General features: G+C 36.7%; 12 protein-coding genes. 9 read left to right on the top strand and 3 right to left on the bottom strand.

Annotation, left to right across the window (positions count from 1 at the left end; genetic code table 11):
• Window positions 1-140 precede the first annotated feature (140 nt).
• Window positions 141-332 (top strand): hypothetical protein, encoded by a 192-nt coding sequence (locus IGK91_RS07580; RefSeq protein ID WP_010718919.1) that lies wholly within the window; start codon window positions 141-143, stop codon window positions 330-332.
• 236 nt (window positions 333-568) lie between these two features.
• Here the strand turns inward: IGK91_RS07580 and IGK91_RS07575 are convergent, their stop codons facing one another.
• Entirely contained in the window at window positions 569-715 is a 147-nt protein-coding gene (locus IGK91_RS07575; protein WP_081186522.1) for a putative holin-like toxin, read from the bottom strand.
• A gap of 2135 nt (window positions 716-2850) precedes the next feature.
• On the opposite strand from IGK91_RS07575, the gene IGK91_RS07570 reads away from it, so the two are divergent.
• The 6 genes from IGK91_RS07570 (at window position 2851) to dnaJ (ending at window position 11717) form a co-directional block, all read left to right on the top strand.
• Window positions 2851-4344 carry a hypothetical protein gene (locus IGK91_RS07570; RefSeq protein WP_223603357.1) on the top strand — a complete coding sequence of 498 codons (1494 nt, stop codon included), beginning with the start codon at window positions 2851-2853 and terminating at the stop codon, window positions 4342-4344.
• 604 nt (window positions 4345-4948) lie between these two features.
• Window positions 4949-6115: a radical SAM family heme chaperone HemW gene (gene hemW, locus IGK91_RS07565; RefSeq protein ID WP_010737743.1), complete on the top strand. Its 1167-nt coding sequence runs from the start codon at window positions 4949-4951 to the stop codon at window positions 6113-6115.
• A 246-nt stretch (window positions 6116-6361) separates the two neighbouring features.
• On the top strand, window positions 6362-7405 hold the full coding sequence (gene hrcA, locus IGK91_RS07560) for a heat-inducible transcriptional repressor HrcA (protein WP_010718939.1): 1044 nt from the start codon (window positions 6362-6364) through the stop codon (window positions 7403-7405).
• Between the two features lie 45 nt (window positions 7406-7450).
• On the top strand, window positions 7451-8014 hold the full coding sequence (grpE, locus tag IGK91_RS07555; protein WP_010718940.1) for a nucleotide exchange factor GrpE: 564 nt from the start codon (window positions 7451-7453) through the stop codon (window positions 8012-8014).
• Window positions 8015-8055: 41 nt separating this feature from the next.
• Window positions 8056-9888, top strand: coding sequence for a molecular chaperone DnaK (gene dnaK / locus IGK91_RS07550; protein WP_010718941.1), 1833 nt, complete (start codon window positions 8056-8058; stop codon window positions 9886-9888).
• 662 nt (window positions 9889-10550) lie between these two features.
• Window positions 10551-11717 carry a molecular chaperone DnaJ gene (dnaJ, locus tag IGK91_RS07545; protein ID WP_010718942.1) on the top strand — a complete coding sequence of 389 codons (1167 nt, stop codon included), beginning with the start codon at window positions 10551-10553 and terminating at the stop codon, window positions 11715-11717.
• Between the two features lie 270 nt (window positions 11718-11987).
• Here dnaJ and IGK91_RS07540 read toward each other — a convergent pair whose 3' ends face one another.
• Together IGK91_RS07540 and IGK91_RS07535 are read right to left on the bottom strand one after the other, a co-directional pair.
• Window positions 11988-12725 carry an amino acid ABC transporter ATP-binding protein gene (locus tag IGK91_RS07540; RefSeq protein ID WP_010718943.1) on the bottom strand — a complete coding sequence of 246 codons (738 nt, stop codon included), beginning with the start codon at window positions 12723-12725 and terminating at the stop codon, window positions 11988-11990.
• Between the two features lies 1 nt (window position 12726).
• The gene (locus IGK91_RS07535) at window positions 12727-14223 is read right to left on the bottom strand and encodes an amino acid ABC transporter substrate-binding protein/permease (RefSeq protein ID WP_010737741.1); all 1497 of its coding nucleotides are present in this window, start codon (window positions 14221-14223) and stop codon (window positions 12727-12729) included.
• 387 nt (window positions 14224-14610) lie between these two features.
• On the opposite strand from IGK91_RS07535, the gene uvrB reads away from it, so the two are divergent.
• Together uvrB and uvrA are read left to right on the top strand one after the other, a co-directional pair.
• Window positions 14611-16605: an excinuclease ABC subunit UvrB gene (gene uvrB / locus IGK91_RS07530; RefSeq protein ID WP_010737740.1), complete on the top strand. Its 1995-nt coding sequence runs from the start codon at window positions 14611-14613 to the stop codon at window positions 16603-16605.
• Window positions 16606-16614: 9 nt separating this feature from the next.
• Window positions 16615-19452 (top strand): excinuclease ABC subunit UvrA, encoded by a 2838-nt coding sequence (uvrA, locus tag IGK91_RS07525; RefSeq protein ID WP_010737739.1) that lies wholly within the window; start codon window positions 16615-16617, stop codon window positions 19450-19452.
• Window positions 19453-19658 lie beyond the last annotated feature (206 nt).

The raw sequence follows: 19658 nt of genomic DNA, 5'->3' as shown, positions 1-19658 counted from the left end.
AACTTTAGAATCAGCGCTTAATACAGCATTTTCAAGAAAATAAGATAGAATTAAAAAAGGTTAGGCTGGCTTCCTACGAGAACTAGCTATAATGATGCTGGAATAGCTATAGCCGGAATAATATAGAGGAGTGAGTTTTCTTGTATAAAAACTGGAAAAAGTATACGAAAAACCATCCATACGCTAGTATTATCATTGTGGCGTTAGTAGCCAGTTTAATAGGTATTTTTATCGAATATTTACTGAATCGAGACTTTCTAAGAAGCGGCTTTGGGGTAACGTTGATTTTGATTATCGGACAGATAGTTGTTGTAAAGAAAAATAAGAAATAATTTACTGAAATAAAGTGTCGGGGTAAGAAGCGTTTTTGTAGTGTGAAAAATGATGAGTTTATGAAAGATTAAATGATGAATAATGAAACAATTGAACAAAAGAGAAAGGGTATGCTATAATAAACATGAAAAAAGGAACTGCGTCAACAGTTCCCTTTTGACAGCACCGCTAAAGACGGTGGCAAGTTATATAGTTATCTCAAAAAGGAGTAACCAATCTCTCGCTAAAGTGACGGTTACTTCTTTTTGTCGTTTTTGTGGGCTAAGGTTAGAATGCCAAAAATCAGTGTTGCGATCAAAGATCCAAAACTGATCATTAGCCCTAACGCTGCTTCCACAGACAAAAGGCGTCTCCTTTCTCTAAAGTTTGAGATTATGTGCATAAGCACCACCTCACTTTCAGATTGGATAGCCACCGTCATTAAACTTTACTGTCATAACTGATTATAGCCTATAGGATTTGTTATTATTACCTTAAAAATAAAAAACAACTGTTCTTTTGTTTTGAAAATTGGATAGAAGAATAAGCGTATGCTATAATGAAGATGAAAAATGGAACTGCGCGAACAGTTCCCTTCTGACAGCACCGTTTAAGAAGGTGGCTCAGTTTAAAAATAGTTACAAAAAAATAACCGTTCAAACTGGCTAAGTTTAAATTGCGGTTATTTTTTGTCGTTTTTGTGATTGCTGGTTGTCAGACCTAACGTTGCAAAAGCTATTACAAACATTAGCGCTTCAAAAACAGACAAGCTTATCCTTTCTAGGGAGCAAGTTACAAATAAACATAGGCCTCACCCCATTTCTATTGGGATTAGCCACCACATAAACTGTGCTGTCTCAACTATATATAGCATATAGACCTAGTTATTTTCTTGAAATTTCAAGTATAATTAGGTCTATTTTTTTGCTTAAAAATAAGAAACCAAGAGGGATTGTGAACTGAAAAAAGATCAAGAAAAAGGAGAAAAACAAAAACTTTTTATCCGTGAAAACGTAAGTATATTAGAATCGATGGAAGTTAAAGTTATTTAGTCAAATAAGAAAAATTAAAGTTGCTTTATAACATAAGAAAGAAACAAAATAAAATAAGATTAAGGGGAACAAAAATCAATGAAACAACCAATCCCGCAGAACAAAAGGTTTCTGCGTAAATCCATATCCCGTTTTGTGAGCATATCTGTTCATTACTGTAACTGGCTGACTAAAATTAGTTCTTTTATTTAAAAAATTCAAACAGTTATGACTTTAAAAACGTTTTTTATGACGAGGTAAACTAATAACATCGTTATTAGTTTACAGTTGTATAGTCATATAAGACAAATAAAATAATTGGGAGGATACATATTTTTAAATGAAAATTAGTATTACTTACATCTGATTTGGTTGTCTCTATTACTCCATCAATCTCGATAGGATCAAATGTATTTGCTAATGAAAATACAAAAATTTCGTTGAATCAATCAATAGACAGAACTATTACTGAATAAAAGCTTACTGAAGGATTCAGGCAATTATTTAATTTAAATATTGACGATTTAATCACTATTTTGAAACGATAAGAAATTGATCCATATACAATTTTTACTGCTAGCGAAATAGCATTACAAAGAAGAAAAGAGCTACTTAAGGCTAGGGTAAATAAAGTATTTAATTTCAATAACGAAACAAAAGATATTTATTTGAACTCTTATATTGCGACTACTGCAAAAACTGTTGGGCTTGCAACGATTGTACATTATGTAGGTTTAGGATAGCTCAAGCTATTAATGGTTCTATCGGAACTACTATTCATACAAGTAAAGGAATGATTATTCTTGTAAATAAACAACCAGGATGAAAATGGGGTTCGAATATTGATTGTTGAGTAATCATAAGTGTACGCAGCCAATAAAGTAAAGAAATCTTGATTGGATGGTGTTTTATATGAATTATTTATCTAAAATATGGCTATTTGTTCATTATTTAATATTACTAGTGATTTTTGAATTGATTAACATATTTATTATTTATTGTTTTCCTATTTATGTGAGAATTGTAATACTTGTTCTCATTGCTTGGGGATATGAAATAATCGTAAGCCATTTAAAAAAAACATCGTTATAATCATAAGCAATAAAGAAATTGTTACATAAAATCATGAAAAAAAGACAACAGAATTATCGCTGATTGGTTAAACAATTGTTGGCCAAAAAACAAAAGAAATGATGAAGTACATAGTTAATGGGATAAGCATTAAATAACAAAAATTAGTTGATGTGGATAAAAATGGTTTGAACAATGAAGTCATATCTACGATTAAGATATGACTGTGACTACTAAAATGTGTTTAAAATAATGACTCAAATCCAAATGAAACTTTTATGAACATTAAAGAGTCGTTGTGGTACTTTACATTTGCGACGGCTAGAAAACTCTCTCCTTGTTTGGGTAGTTTTTATAGTTGTTGTGTTTTTTGTCTAGCTTTTTACTTTCCATAGGATAAGTAAAAAGCATTAAATGAAAAGGAGATGGATACTATATGAGAATAGGTAAACTGATTACTGCTGCTCTTGGTGTGGCGAGCATAGCAAATGAAGCACGTAGTTTAGGACACCAAAATCAAGGAAGGGAATTAGAACGAAATCCGTATGTAGAAAACTTGGGTAGAATTAATTTTTTACCTGATGACATTCATCCACACGAAGTTCAACACTCGAAACACAACAATGGGATGAACGCTGACCAAACCTCAAGACTACTAGACGAAATGCAAAGAGATGATCCAAGACACCCCTATTCAGCTCAAATATCTAAAAAAAAATCTAAAAAATCTAAAAAAAATGATGAAATTCATCCACACAAAGTTCGACACTCGAAACACAATAATGTGATGAACACTGACCAAACCTCAAGACTATTAGACGAAATGCAAGTCGATGATCCAAACCCCTATTCAGCTCAAAAATCTAAACAATCACAAGAAATTGATGTAGAATTTTCAAAGCATCTCGAGGATCAAAAAGCTCATGACGGAGCAATTTATCAACTAGTGGAAAAAGAGTCAGAATTTATCAAACTCTTAAACGGATACATTACTGAAAAACCTGCAGAAATTAATCAATTAAAATCATACCGTGAGCAGTCTGAAGAATTATGCAAAGAATTACGTCTTGTGAGGAATGATTTAAAAACTTTTGTGAATAAGACAGAACAGAAGATGGAATCGCTTGAAAAATATTTAAAAAATGATGGAATAGAGAATAGAACAGAAGTAGAAGAATATGAGTTTCGTTACATAATGGACTTAGACAATCTAAAAAACAAAAAAAGGGAGGCCAATAGTTTTTTAGCCAATTGTAGAAAGCTAACAAGATTCCTAAAAAATGAGATAAACTACCTGAGAACCCCTGCAGTGCATTCTCTTGAAACAGAAAGTCCTACTATTTTTTCACAAGAGTCTACAAAATCAAAAGGAACCCATTTGGGTAGCACTTATAAAACAACGATAAGTATGCCTGAAATAACGAATAAACCTACAACAGCGCTACCTACTCTTTCTCCACAAGAAGAATCTATAGCAATAAGATTTGAAGATCTTTCAAACAATTTCAACATGGCAACTAAAAATATAAAATATTTACGTGAACAAATTAATGAGTTCCATTTACAGTTACGCTCGAATAAGAAAATGTCTCCTAGTGATATTCAGCAGACAGAAAAAAATCTTAATATTTTTGAGAATATCATCCTTCCAACATTAAAGTGTGAAAAAACGAATATTCAATATGCAATAATTAATGAGAAAAATTGTATAGAGTTGCTTGTAAAAAAAGGAAAATTAAGCCCCTCGTTAGCAACAAAGTATACTGATGAATACAATAAACTCATTAATAACTTTGAACAATCTAATAACAGAAGAAATAAAAGAGGCCAGTCAATGAAACCTACTCTCTCAGAAAAACTAACAAATACTGCTATAAAAAATAACGAAGAATTTTCAAGAACTAAACGAGAGTCAACTTTTGAAAGGTAGTCTATAAAAAAGTGTGTAAACCCCCAGAGGTTGTATCAAGTGATGCAGAGTTTTTCAAATGGATAAACCTAAAGAAAAGAATGATTAAAAGAATTAGATTTAAAACGTACATACAACATAAAAGACAGAATGAAATAGCTAATAAGTTCAGCAATTGAGGAGATGCTTGTTGAATTACCATTTTTTAGGTCTTTTTTGATTAGCCACTGTATAGACCTTACTGTCTTTACCATTAAACTCATATCTCTTTATTGGCAGAAGCAGGCTTTCTAATTAAAGCGATCATGGAGCGAGTGGGTCATTCCAACATGAAAACAACTTTAGAAATTTATAACCAAGTAACCAATACAACCAAAGAAAAACTAGTCCAAGAAGTCGATTCTTGGATTTTTTAGTGGATTTGTTTGGAAAATACGGTTAGTATGCGTATATGAGAGGTTGTGAAAGCGATGGTTTGCTTCAAGAATTAAGAGCGAAAAATCGAAAATAGCTTTCCATATTTTTGAATTTTTTGAACTTAATTCCGTAGAAGCAATCGCTTGAACACCGTTTAAAGAAGGTCGAAAACAGGTACGACTTTTCGACGTAAGGAGAATTTAGTTTAATGAATGAAACAACCAATCCCGCAGAACAAAAGGTTTCTGCGTATATCCATATCCCGTTTTGTGAGCATATCTGTTATTACTGTGACTTTAATAAAGTATTTTTAGAAGGTCAACCCGTAGATGAATATGTCGAGATGCTTCTAAAAGAAATGGAAATCACACTTAAACAACATCCTGTAAAAGAATTAGAAACACTGTATGTTGGTGGTGGGACACCTACGTCTTTGACTGCAGTGCAATTGGATCGTTTGTTAGCAGGCGCTAGGGAAATATTGCCTTTTAAAGAAGGAAAAGAATTTACGGTTGAAGCGAATCCTGGAGATCTAACGAAAGAAAAGCTTCAGGTCATGAAAAATTATGGAGTGAATCGTTTATCAATGGGGGTGCAAACTTTTGATAATCGGTTGCTGAAAAAAATTGGGCGGAAACATACCGCAGAGGATGTTTACCAAACAATGCGTTTTTTAGAAGAAGAAAACTTTACGAATGTGAGTATTGATCTGATTTATGCGTTACCTGGACAAACATTAGAGGGCTATCGAGAGACATTGAATCAAGCACTTGCACTTGATTTGCCCCATTATTCATTGTATTCATTGATTTTAGAAAATAAAACGATGTTTATGAATTGGGTGCGGCAAGGGCGTTTAGAACTGCCTGACCAAGAAACCGAAACGCGGATGTTTGAAGAAACCATACAAGCAATGGAAAAAAAGGGACGTCATCAATATGAGATCAGTAATTTTGGGTTGGAGGGGCATGAATCAAAACACAATTTGATGTATTGGAACAATGATCATTATTTCGGCTTTGGCGCAGGTGCAAGTGGATATCTTGGGAATAAACGATACCGTAATAAGGGACCGATTCAACATTATTTACGTCCATTAAGAGCAGGAGAACTCCCTGTTTTGGAAACTGAAGTACTTTTAAGAGAAAATCAAATCGAGGAAGAAATGTTTCTTGGGTTAAGGAAAAAGATAGGAATTTCCAAACAACATTTTTACGAACGTTATCAGCAAACAATCGAATCGCTTTATTCAAAGGTTTTGACAGATTTAGAAAAAGAAGGATTATTGGTCAATGAATCCGATCGAATTTATTTAACGCCAAAAGGAACTTTTCTAGGAAATGAAGTATTTGAACGTTTCTTGCTTGAAAAATAGTTGTGAGAGGTCAATAAAACCTTTAAATTTCTTTATAGATCGATTAAATAATGGAAGGTATTAAGAAACCTATTTATCTTTCGTGTTGATCTATCAATGTATTTATCAGAGAATGCCGCTTTTAGCACTCGTTAAATGAGAGTGCTAAAAGTGGTGTTCTTTTTCTTGACACACTATGCGCTTCTTGCTATATTAGTAAGTGGGTTAGCACTTAGAAGATATGAGTGCTAATGAGAGGTGAAGAAGATGTTAACACAAAGACAAAGTGAGATTTTACGTCTGATCATCCAAAACTATACGAGTAGCGGTATACCCGTTGGCTCCAAAACCTTAATGGAAGATGGAGTCAAGGCAAGCTCAGCAACGATCCGTAATGACATGAAAGCCTTAGAAGATGCTGGGTTGTTACTTAAAACTCATTCTTCATCAGGAAGGATTCCTTCAGCATTAGGTTATCGGCATTATGTGGATCATTTGCTAAAACCTGCTCGTGTAACCAATGATGATCTGCAGCAGATTCGGCTGTCTTTAAGCAAAGAATTTCATGAAATTAACGAGATTATTCAACAATCTGCTGAGATTTTATCCGAGCTAACTAGTTACACAACCTTCTCGTTAGGCCCAGAAATTAAAGACCGCCGTTTGACTGGTTTTCGTATTGTTCCTTTAAATAGTCGTCAAGTGATTGCGATTGTAGTAACCGATAAAGGAAATGTAGAAAGCCAAGTTTTTACACTTCCTGAAAATCTAGGAAGCCAAGATTTAGAAAAAATTGTTCGCATTGTCAATGAACGATTGGTGGGAGATCCATTGATGACTGTCTATCATAAATTGCGGACAGAGATTCCAATGATTTTGCATAGATATTTTCAGACAACTGAAGGGATATCAAATCTTTTTGATACGATACTCGGACATGCGTTTGAAGACAAAATTTATGTAAGTGGGCAAATGAATCTACTAGATTATGAACTCCACCAAGATCTGGAGCAATTCAAATCGATGTTTTCGTTTATGACAGATACTTATGAATTAACCCAAATGATCGTCCCAACGGATAGTAACATCCACATCAAAATTGGATCTGAATTAGGAAATGAGCTTTTACAAAATATGAGCATGATCCAAGCAAGTTACGAGATTGCTGGACACGGTCGAGGTACAATAGCCTTGTTGGGACCAACCAGTATGCCTTATTCAAAAATGCTGGGTCTGGTAGATGTATATCGTCAAGAATTAGCGAACAAGCTTGCTGATTATTATCGATCAATTGATTTGACTGGATCTTAGCATGAAAACGAATCACTGACTGATTAACGAAAAGGAGTGTGTCTTGTGAAAGAAAAAAAAGAAGAGTTAGAAAAAGACGTAGCGGATATTCAAGAAGATACGGAAATCGATACGGAAGCGACGGAAGACTCAGGTGTCTCTGACGTAGAAGCTGAAGAATTTGAGCGTTTAAATTTAAAGGCTGAAATGGAAGAGTTGGAAGATAAATATTTACGTGCTCGAGCTGAGATTGCAAATATTGCAAATCGAAGTAAAAATGAGCGTGAACAATTACAAAAATATCGTTCACAAGATCTTGCTAAAAAATTATTACCTTCAATTGATAACTTAGAGCGTGCTTTGGCTACAGATGTGGCTGATGATCAGGGTGCAAGTTTGAAAAAAGGTGTTGAAATGGTACTAGAAAGCTTGAAACAAGCACTTAAAGAAGAAGGAATCGAAAAAATCCCAGCAAAAGGAGAGGCTTTTGATCCGAACCTCCATCAAGCTGTACAAACCGTGCCAGCGACTGAGGAACTTCCAGCTGACACAATCGTCGAAGTACTACAAGAAGGTTACAAATTACATGACCGCGTATTAAGACCAACAATGGTTATTGTTGCGCAATAATGTCATGATATAAAATTAACTAAGATAAGGAGACGTTAATTATGAGTAAAATTATCGGTATTGACTTAGGTACAACCAATTCAGCAGTAGCTGTTTTAGAAGGAAACGAAGCAAAAATTATTGCAAATCCAGAAGGTAACCGTACAACTCCTTCTGTTGTCTCATTTAAAAATGGGGAAATTCAAGTGGGTGAAGTTGCTAAACGTCAAGCAGTAACGAATCCAAATACGATTTCATCGATCAAACGCCATATCGGTGAACCAGGCTATAAAGTAGAAGTAGAAGGGAAATCATATACACCACAAGAAATCTCTGCAATGATCCTTCAATATATCAAAGGATTCGCTGAAGACTATCTAGGTGAAAAAGTTGAAAAAGCAGTTATTACTGTGCCTGCTTACTTCAATGATGCACAACGTCAAGCAACAAAAGATGCTGGTAAAATTGCTGGCTTAGAAGTTGAACGTATTGTAAATGAACCAACTGCTGCAGCGCTTGCTTATGGCTTGGATAAAACAGATCGTGATGAAAAAATCCTAGTATTTGACCTTGGTGGTGGTACGTTCGACGTATCTATCCTTGAATTAGGTGATGGCGTATTTGACGTACTATCAACAGCTGGAGATAACCATCTAGGTGGGGATGACTTCGATAACAAAATCATTGATCACATGGTAGCTGAGTTCAAAAAAGAAAACGGCATTGATTTATCACAAGATAAAATGGCATTGCAACGTTTGAAAGATGCTGCAGAAAAAGCGAAAAAAGATTTATCTGGAGTATCAAGCACACAAATCAGCTTACCGTTCATCACAGCTGGCGAAGCAGGTCCTCTTCACTTAGAAATGACATTGACTCGTGCGAAATTTGATGAATTAACTGCTGATTTAGTAGAGCGTACAAAAATTCCAGTACGACAAGCCTTGAAAGATGCTGGTTTATCACAATCTGAAATTGATGAAGTTATCTTAGTTGGTGGTTCAACACGTATTCCTGCAGTTGTTGAAGCAGTAAGAAAAGAAACTGGAAAAGAACCAAACAAATCTGTAAACCCAGATGAAGTAGTAGCGATGGGTGCTGCTATCCAAGGTGGGGTTATCACAGGTGATGTCAAAGACGTTGTGTTACTTGATGTTACTCCGTTATCATTAGGTATTGAAACAATGGGTGGCGTCTTTACTAAATTAATTGATCGAAACACAACGATCCCTACAAGTAAATCACAAGTGTTCTCAACGGCTGCAGATAATCAACCTGCTGTAGATATCCATGTCTTGCAAGGTGAACGTCCGATGGCTGCTGATAACAAAACGTTAGGAAGATTCCAATTAACAGATATTCCTGCAGCACCACGTGGTGTGCCACAAATCGAAGTTACTTTTGACATTGATAAAAATGGTATCGTGAATGTTTCTGCTAAAGACCTAGGTACACAAAAAGAACAAAAAATCACGATTAAATCTTCTTCAGGTCTAACTGATGATGAAATCGAACGCATGGTAAAAGATGCAGAAGCGAATGCAGAAGCAGATAAAGCACGTAAAGAAGAAGTGGATTTACGTAACGATATTGATGCTTTACTATTCTCAGTTGACAAAACACTAAAAGAATTAGAAGGTAAAGTTGACGCAGAAGAAGTGAAAAAAGCGGAAGAAGCTCGCGATGAATTGAAAGCTGCTGTTGAAGCAAACAATATCGAAGAAATGAAAACAAAACGTGATGCATTGAATGAAATCGTGCAAAATTTGACAGTTAAATTGTATGAACAAGCTGCGCAACAACAAGCACAAGAAAATCCAGAAGCAGCGCAAACAGGTGCAGATGATGTAGTAGACGCTGACTTTGAAGAAGTCGACGGAGACGACAAAAAATAATCTCATTAAATAATCGTTAGCTGTTTAGTAGAAATGACAAGTTTCAGTAGAGAAGGTTTTCCCCTTCTCTAGCTGGGACTGTTATCATACAATACAACCTTTTGAATACGTTGTTAAACAATATTAAGCAGGATCTAAAAGACGAGTGAATCGAAGTTTATACAACAATTTACTTTACCATTCGTTTTTAGTGCCAATGCTTGAAAGAAGGTTTAGCAAAAGAGATCAGCTCTAAGAAATAATCCGAAGAATGCGAAAATAGATTCTCATATTTTCGAGATTCTTCGGATTATTTTCCGATAGTTCTAAATTTAGCGTGGTCTAAAAGGTTAGTAGGCGTTCACTTTCAAGAATGATGCGCAAAATAGAGACCTTATTGTTTGGAGATTTGATGTGCATGATTATGCCTGTTGAATAACAGAAGTCATAAGAACAATGGGAGAATTTCTTGGACAATAGCTGTTGCTTTGAGGTAGTTCGATCTGGTCATAAGATAAGATTTGAGGAACATTCTTTCTTCAATTTGGAAAACTTGACTTAGGTATGAGCCTTAAACTAGCTTCCTTTTTTAAATACTTGAAAGTAGCAGTTTTTGTTTTCGTAAAAGTATGATATGATAACAAGCGACGTGGAAATGATGAGAACCAATAGGAGGAAAGCCTATGGCAACAAAACGTGATTATTATGAAGTCTTAGGGCTCTCAAAAGGAGCTTCTGAAGATGAAATTAAAAAAGCTTATCGAAAGCTATCAAAAAAATATCATCCAGATATCAATAAAGAAGCTGATGCAGAAGAAAAATTCAAAGAAGTATCAGAAGCTTATGAAATTTTAAGTGACCCGCAAAAACGGGCAGCTTATGATCAATATGGACACGCAGGTACCGATCCAAACTATGGCGCTGGTGGAGCCGGTGGCGGCTTTGGTGGTTTTGGCGGCTTTTCAGGTGGCGGTTTTGGTGGCTTCGAAGATATCTTTGATTCATTCTTTGGCGGTGGCGGTCGTACGGTAGACCCTAATGCGCCAAGACAGGGTGCGGATTTACAGTATACGATCGATCTTTCTTTTGAAGAAGCGATTTTTGGCGTAGAAAAAGAAATCAAGTATAACCGAGAAGAAATTTGTCATACTTGCCATGGAAATGGTGCGAAACCTGGAACACAACCAACAACTTGTCATAAGTGTCATGGATCAGGGACAATCAATGTGGAACGTCAAACGCCACTTGGCCGTGTGATGAGTCGTCAAACTTGTGACGTTTGTCATGGTACTGGTAAAGAAATCAAAGATCCTTGTCCGACTTGTCATGGTTCTGGTCACGAAAAGAAAGCACATTCTGTTAAGGTGAATGTACCAGCAGGTGTAGAAGAAGGACAACAAATGCGTCTGGCAGGTCAAGGTGAAGCTGGAGAAAACGGCGGACCATTTGGTGATCTATATGTTGTATTCCGTGTGGAAGAAAGTGATATTTTCGATCGTGATGGTTCAGAGATCTATTACGAATTGCCATTGAGTTTTGTACAAGCTGCTTTAGGTGATGAAGTAAAAGTGCCAACCGTTCATGGAGATGTCAAACTTAAAATTCCGGCAGGTACGCAAACAGGAACGAATTTCCGTTTACGTGGCAAAGGAGCGCCTAAACTTCGTGGAGGAGCTACTGGGGATCAACATGTGAAAGTGAAGTTGATCACGCCGAAGAACTTAAATGAACAGCAACGTGAAGCATTGCGTGCTTTTGCTGAAGCTGGCGGCATCAAAGTAGAAGAACAACAAGAAGATGGCTTCTTTGATAAAGTGAAAGATGCCTTTGGCGGTAAGAAAAGAAAATAAAAGAAAAGCAAATCAATAAATTCAGCTAGCATCTCTGGCAGTTAGACCAACATCTAATTGCTGGAAAATCGCCAGCCTCTTATTGATTTGCTTTTTTTATTTAGACAGGAGAAAGTGGCAAACAAATAATTAAAGCAGGGACGGAAGAAGAGGACAAAAAGGAAGTAAGTGTTATTTCTGGTCGATTTTATAAATGCCTTTAAAATAAAGACCGTTGCAAGGGATAGGCATCCTTTTGCAACGGTCTTTAACAATTTCATCATCTTAAGGTTAAATATCTAGTACTTTATCTAGGAAATCTTTTGTTCGTTCATTTTGTGGATTTTCAAAGATTTGTTGTGGTGTGCCATCTTCTAGGAAATTCCCTCCATCAATAAACATGACACGATTGGCAACTTCTTTAGCAAAGCCCATTTCGTGTGTAACGATAACCATCGTCATCCCTTGCTTAGCTAATTTTTTCATGACGTTCAAGACATCTCCGACCATTTCCGGGTCTAGTGCAGAAGTTGGTTCGTCGAAGAGCATGATATCAGGATTCATCGCTAGAGCACGAGCGATAGCGACCCGTTGCTTTTGTCCACCAGAAAGCATTTCTGGATACATGTCTTTTTTATCTTCAAGGCCGACGGTTTGTAGCAATTTGATTGCTTTCTTTTCAGCGGCTTCTTTTGATTCTTTTTTCAAATCCATTGGTGCTAATGTAATGTTTTCTAGCACTGAAAGATGTGGGAATAAATTAAAATGTTGGAATACCATTCCGATGTGTTGTCTTACCAAATTGATATCAGTGTTTTTGTCCATTAAGTGGGCCCCATCAATGATGATTTCGCCGTCTGAAGGCTCTTCTAAACGGTTTAAACAACGTAGGAAGGTACTTTTTCCTGAACCGGAAGGACCGATGATACAAACAACGTCACCTTCGTTGATTGAAACATTGATATCATTTAAAACGGTATTTTCACCGTATTTTTTTACAAGATGTTCAACTAGAATTTTTTCAGCCATCTTATTTCACCTTCTTTTCTAAAACTTTTGCTAATTTTGTCAGAATAGTAATGAGGATCAAATACATGATAGCAATAATTAGATAGACGTACGTACTTTGTGTCGTACGTGCAACGATAATTTTACCAGTTTGCAGTAACTCTACCACACCGATCGCTGAGATGATTGTTGTATCTTTCAATGAAATAACGAATTGGTTCACGAAAGATGGCAACATGATCTTGATTGCTTGTGGTAAGATGATTTTTTGCATGGTTCGATTATATGAAAGTCCTAAACTGCGAGAAGCTTCCATTTGACCAACTGGCACAGCTTTGATCCCACCACGAACGATTTCTGCGATATAAGCGCTGGCGTTCAAAGTTAGTGTGATAATCCCGGCAATGAAGTCGGGAATAGTAAATCCGACGATACCTGGTAATCCAAAGAAGATGAAGAATGCAAGAACCATCATTGGAATACCGCGGATGACATCGACATAAATACTTGCAATTGTTCGTAGGGCTCTGATTGGCGCTACGCTGAATAAACCAAAGATAACACCAACAACTAATGCCAAGGCGAATGAAATTAAAGTTAATAAGATCGTTTGCCATAAACCTTTTAGTAAAACTTTGTAGTTGTTTTGTAATAGACCAGTTAGTGTAGATTCATCTTTGCTGGCTTTAGTAGGCGTATTATCTGTTGAGATATATTTGTTGATGATTTTATCGTATTCGCCAGTTCGTTTTAATTCTTTTAGACCTTCGTTGAACATTTGTAATAGTTCAGGATTTTGGCCCTTTTTCACAGCAAAAGCGTATTTACCACCAGATTCTTTAGCAATCGGTGTTTCTAATTGTTGATTGTTTTTAATTGCATAGCCGATAACAGGGTAGTCGTCCATCATGGCGTCAATTGCTCCAACTCTCAATCCGTCATATAACTGATCTGCAGAATCGAAGTACTTGATGGTATAGCCGTACTGGTCTTCGTGGGCATTTAAAAAATCAGCACTTTCAGTTCCAACTTTGGCACCTACTGTTTTTCCTTTTAGGTCTTCATAGGACTTGATTGAATTGTCTCCTTTTTTGACAGCGATTTGAATCCCGCTTTCAAAATAAGGATCTGAGAAATCATAGCTTTTTTTTCGTTCATCGGTCACAGTCATTCCTGCGATCATTCCGTCTGCTTGACCAGATTCTAACGCTTGTAGCGCAGCAGAGAAACCACGATAATCCATACGTAGGTTAAATCCTTGCAGTTTGGAGATTGCCTCCATTAATCCAACATCAATTCCCTCGTATTTGCCTTCAGCGTTTTGAAACTCGAAAGGTGCAAAAGCTGAATCGCTGGCAATGACATACGTCTCTTTCTTAGGTTCTATTTTTTGCATCGTCTCGCTCGTACTTGAGTCAGCAGTAGTTTTATCGTCAGCTTGTACAGGATTGCTAAGCGCAAATGTGACAAGTCCTGTCATTATGAAAATAATCGTATGAAGCAAATGCTTTTTTTTCATAATTAACCTCCTAAAATTTCAATAACTTTTCATATTTTCCTATTATATGCGAAAACTAATAATAGATACAAGCTGAGTTGCTGAAAAAAATAAAAAAAATGTCATTTTGTAACAATCTATGTTATAAAATGTAACATAATAAATGTAGAGAGGAATCTAACGTAAGATAAATAATTACTTAAGGGACCTTATTGATATATAATTTTGCTGCCTAATTTACTACATAATACATGTATGAATTTATATAATATAGTAGAAAAGAAAAAACTCAAAAGTAGCGAAAGTATGTTCGGTGTGGTATAATAAATCAACAAGGAATGCCTTTGCTTTCCTTTTCTTTTTTGTGGTCGTAAAATGAAGAGGAAAGAATGAAAAGGAGGATGAAATATGATAGAAAGAGATACCTCCCGACACTTTGAGTTGGTGTCAAAATATCAACCAGCAGGAGATCAACCCGAAGCCATTACACAGTTAGTTGATGGGGTAGTTGGTGGAAAGAAAGCTCAGATACTTTTAGGAGCAACTGGTACAGGGAAGACGTATACCGTTTCGAATTTGATTGAAAAAGTGAATAAGCCAACATTGATTATTGCTCACAATAAAACATTAGCTGGACAATTATATGGGGAGTTCAAAGAATTTTTCCCCAATAATGCAGTTGAATATTTTGTATCTTATTACGATTATTATCAACCTGAAGCTTATGTCCCTTCAAGTGATACTTACATTGAAAAGGATTCTAGTGTCAATGATGAAATTGATAAGTTACGACATTCGGCAACCAGTTCGTTATTAGAACGAAATGACGTGATCGTGATTGCTTCTGTTTCTTGCATCTTTGGTTTGGGTTCACCTTTTGAGTATCAAAAACAAGTCGTTTCAATTAGACAAGGAGCTGAGCTTGATCGTAATCAATTGATTCGTGATTTAGTTAGTATCCAATTTGAGCGCAACGATATTGATTTTCAACGTGGTCGTTTTCGAGTACGTGGGGACGTTGTGGAGATTTTTCCAGCCAGTCGAGATGAACGTGCGTTGCGTGTTGAATTTTTTGGTGATGAGGTCGAAAGGATTCGTGAAGTCAATGCGTTGACTGGTGAGGTCTTGGGAGAAACTGAGCATGTGGCGATATTTCCAGCGACTCACTTTGTCACAAATGATGAACACATGGAACATGCGGTTGCAAATATCAAAGCGGAACTGGAACAACGTTTGACAGTTTTGCGGAATGAGAATAAATTGTTAGAGGCTCAACGGCTAGAACAACGAACGAACTATGATATTGAAATGATGTTAGAGATGGGTTATACATCTGGAATCGAAAATTATTCGCGACACATGGATGGTCGAAAAGAAGGTGAGCCACCATACACATTACTTGATTTCTTTCCCGAAGATTCATTAATGATTATTGATGAATCGCATGTGACAATGCCGCAAATTCGGGGAATGTACAATGGTGACCGCGCAAGAAAACAGATGTTAGTCGATTATGGTTTTCGTTTACCATCGGCATTAGACAATCGTCCGTTACGATTAGAAGAGTTTGAAAAGCACGTGAATCAAATCGTTTATGTATCTGCTACGCCTGGTCCATATGAGTATGAACAAACGGATACAGTGATTCAACAGATCATCCGACCAACTGGACTACTAGATCCAATCATCGAAGTGCGGCCGATCATGGGGCAAATTGATGATCTGGTAGGAGAAATCAATGAACGAGTTGAAAAAGATCAGCGCGTGTTTGTAACTACATTGACAAAGAAAATGTCTGAAGATTTGACTGATTATTTTAAAGAATTAGGAATCAAAGTCAAATATCTGCATAGTGATATCAAAACATTAGAACGTACCGAAATCATTCGTGATCTTCGTTTAGGTGAATTCGATGTACTTGTAGGAATCAACTTGTTACGTGAAGGACTTGATGTACCGGAAGTTTCGCTAGTAGCGATTTTGGATGCAGATAAAGAAGGCTTTTTACGGAGCGAACGTTCTTTAGTACAGACGATTGGACGTGCAGCACGGAATGCAGAAGGAAAAGTGATTATGTATGCGGACAAAGTGACTGATTCGATGCGCAAGGCTATCGATGAAACTTCTAGACGACGTAGTATCCAAGAACAATATAATCAAGAGCATGGTATCGTGCCGAAAACGATCATCAAAGAGATCCGTGATTTGATTTCCATCACGAAAGAATCCGAAGATGATGCAAAAGAAACGGTTCAAGTATCCTATGAAGAAATGACAAGAGAAGAAAAAGCTACATTATTAATGAAATTAGAAAAAGAAATGAAAGATGCTGCTAAAGCATTAGATTTCGAGACAGCCGCAAATGTACGGGATATGATTCTTGAACTAAAGGCGTCAGAGTAGGGGGATTATATGGCAAATGATAAAATAATTATCCATGGTGCAAGAGCCCACAATTTAAAAAACATCAATGTGACAATTCCGCGAGATAAATTTGTGGTGGTCACTGGATTATCTGGTTCTGGGAAAAGTTCGTTAGCATTCGATACATTATATGCAGAAGGACAAAGAAGATATGTCGAAAGTCTTTCTGCTTATGCACGGCAATTTTTAGGGCAAATGGATAAACCGGATGTTGATAGTATTGATGGGCTAAGTCCAGCAATTTCAATTGATCAAAAAACAACTAGTAAAAACCCTCGTTCAACAGTAGGAACTGTCACAGAAATCAATGATTATCTCCGATTGCTGTTTGCACGTGTGGGGCATCCTATCTGTCCGAATGATCACATTGAGATCACCAGCCAATCTATTGATCAAATGGCTGATAAAGTTTTAGAATTACCTGAACGAACTAAAATTCAAGTTCTTGCGCCGATCATTGTCAAGAAAAAAGGCCAACATAAAAAAGTTTTTGAACGTATTCAAAAAGAAGGATACGTACGTGTTCGAGTGGATGGAGAAATCTATGACTTAAGTGAAGTACCAGAATTAGAAAAAAATAAAAAGCATGATATCGCAATTGTCATAGACCGTGTCATCATAAAAGAAGGAATCCGTTCACGTTTGTTTGATTCAATCGAAGCTGCCTTGCGTTTAGCAGAAGGCTATGTTTTGATTGATGTCATCGGAGAAGAGGAAATGCTGTTTAGCGAGCATTACGCTTGTCCTTATTGTGGCTTTACTGTTGGTGAATTGGAACCAAGACTGTTTTCTTTCAATGCGCCATTTGGTGCGTGTCCTGATTGTGATGGTCTTGGTGTCAAATTAGAAGTGGACCAAGATTTAGTGATACCTGATCGTACGAAGACGTTGAGTCAAGGAGCGATCGTCCCTTGGAATCCAATCAGTTCACAATACTATCCTCAGATGCTAGCTCAAGCCTGTGAAAGTTATGGGATTGATATGGAGACGCCTTTTGAAGAGTTGCCACTTGAACATCAAGAAATCGTGCTCAATGGGACAGACGAGCTGTTCCATTTCCACTATGAGAATGATTTCGGTGGTGTTCGTGATGTTGAAACAACTTTTGAAGGGGTATTGAAAAACATTAAGCGTCGGTACCATGATACGAACAGTGATTTCACAAGAGAGCAAATGAGACAATATATGACTGAATTGACTTGCCAAACTTGTCATGGGTATCGTTTGAATCCTCAAGCTTTATCCGTTCAAATCAATGGAACGAATATTGGACAAACGAACGAGTTGTCTATCCAAAAAGCGGTCAACTTCTTTTCAAATTTGACCCTTTCAGACCAAGAAAAAGTAATAGCTAAACCGATTTTAAAAGAAGTGAATGATCGACTTTCATTTTTAGAAAATGTTGGTCTCGATTATTTAACGCTGAGTCGTGCATCAGGAACTCTTTCAGGAGGAGAAGCACAGCGGATCCGTTTGGCCACTCAAATTGGCTCGAATCTCTCAGGGGTTCTTTATATTTTAGATGAGCCTTCTATCGGACTCCATCAAAGAGATAACGACCGTTTGATCGGTTCATTGAAGAAAATGCGTGATCTAGGGAACACCCTGGTCGTGGTCGAGCATGATGAAGATACGATGCGTGCGGCAGATTATTTGATTGATGTGGGTCCTGGTGCGGGGCATCAAGGAGGAGAAATCGTTTCAGCTGGCACGCCAGCAGAAGTTGCTGCTGATGAAGATTCTTTAACTGGACAATATCTATCCGGTAAAAAGAGTATCCCAGTTCCAACTGAACGCCGAAAAGGGAATGGACAAGCTATCAAAATCACTGGGGCAACGGAAAATAATTTGAAAAATATTTCAGTGGAATTTCCTTTAGGTGAATTTGTTGCGGTGACTGGTGTGTCCGGTTCAGGTAAGAGTACATTGGTCAATAGTATCCTAAAACGAGCTCTTGCACAAAAAATCAATCGTAATTCAGCAAAACCTGGTAAATTCAAATCAATTTCCGGTTATGAAAGTATTGAAAAAATCATTGATATCGATCAAAGTCCGATTGGGCGCACACCACGAAGCAATCCTGCGACATATACTAGTGTATTTGATGATATTAGAGATTTATTTGCACAAACAAATGAAGCTAAAATGCGTGGGTATAAAAAAGGCCGTTTTAGTTTCAACGTTAAAGGTGGACGTTGTGAAGCCTGCCGAGGCGATGGAATTATTAAGATTGAAATGCACTTTCTACCTGATGTTTACGTTCCTTGTGAAGTTTGTCATGGGAAGCGATATAATTCTGAAACGCTAGAAGTTCATTATAAAGGGAAAAGTATTGCAGATATTTTAGAAATGACGGTTGAAGATGCCGTTGAATTTTTCCAACCAATCCCTAAGATTCATCGAAAACTTCAAACCATTGTCGATGTTGGTCTAGGCTACGTTACGATGGGGCAACCAGCTACAACATTATCTGGTGGGGAAGCACAGCGGATGAAACTCGCTAGTGAATTACACAAAATAGCGAATGGTAAGAACTTTTATATTTTAGATGAACCAACGACTGGTTTGCATACAGATGATATTGCCCGGCTACTTGATGTCTTGCAACGTTTAGTAGATGCAGGGAATACGGTATTAGTGATCGAGCATAACCTTGATGTTATTAAAACCGCTGATCATATTATTGATCTTGGACCAGAAGGCGGGGAAGGTGGCGGTACGATTTTAGCCACTGGTACACCTGAAGAAATCATTGAGGTGAAAGAGAGTTATACTGGTCGATACTTAAAAAAAATCATGAATGGTGAAAACCAACTGGATAGTTAAAAAAAAATTAAAATCAAGTATCTATTCTTGTTTTATTGACTAGTATAGACTAAAATACGAAACATGGTAGTTCTTTCTACACTAATTGGTATAGATAAAAACTTCCTATAAGTTCAATCCGTTCAAAAAAGAATTGAGCAATCGGAGGAGATTCCTTTGATTGCTTTTTTCTTTATGGTATGATATTCCTTGTGTAGTTGAAAAAG

The sequence above is a fragment of the Enterococcus sp. DIV1208 genome, assembly GCF_050530455.1.
Classification (GTDB): Bacteria; Bacillota; Bacilli; order Lactobacillales; family Enterococcaceae; genus Enterococcus_B; species Enterococcus_B hirae.
This window is presented reverse-complemented; position numbering and strand designations above follow the sequence as displayed.